The sequence below is a fragment of the Cupriavidus sp. 05T313 genome (assembly GCF_056396665.1).
This window is the reverse complement of sequence record NZ_JBFTLX010000642.1, coordinates 1-438: the sequence shown is the minus strand read 5'-3', so window position 1 is coordinate 438 and position 438 is coordinate 1. Positions and strand designations below refer to the sequence as shown.

At 64.6% G+C, this 438-nt stretch carries 1 protein-coding gene; it reads left to right on the top strand.

The window, feature by feature from the left end; all coding sequences use genetic code 11:
* Positions 1-3: 3 nt before the first annotated feature.
* A partial coding sequence (locus AC1DKD_RS42155) for a GntR family transcriptional regulator (RefSeq protein ID WP_477144857.1) occupies positions 4-438 on the top strand: 435 nt, incomplete at its 3' end.

Below are 438 nucleotides of genomic sequence, written 5' to 3'. Positions count from 1 at the left end.
CAGTTGAGCGATGAGGCCGCCTCGTATGTGCGCGGGCTCATCATGTCCGGCGAACTGCGGCCCGGGACATCGGTTCGCCCCGAGTCGATCGGCGAGGCCCTGGAAATTTCCACGACGCCGGCCCGGGAAGCCCTTCAGGCTCTGCGGGTGGAGGGCTTTCTTGAGCTCGTTCCCCGTAGGGGTTTTCTGGTAGCGCCCTTGACCGGACAGGACATCCGGGACCTTTTCAAGGTTCAGGCCCTCATTGGGGGTGAGTTGGCATGCCGGGCCGTGACGAAAGCCGGGCCGGCTGGCGTCGCTGAACTCGAGGCCCTTCACCACGAACTCATCGCGGCGGCGGCACGGGGCGATCTGGAGCTCCTCGAAGAGAAGAACCACGCCTTTCACCGCGAAATAAACCTCCTCGCCGACTCCCGCAAGATCGTCTGGGTCTTGGGC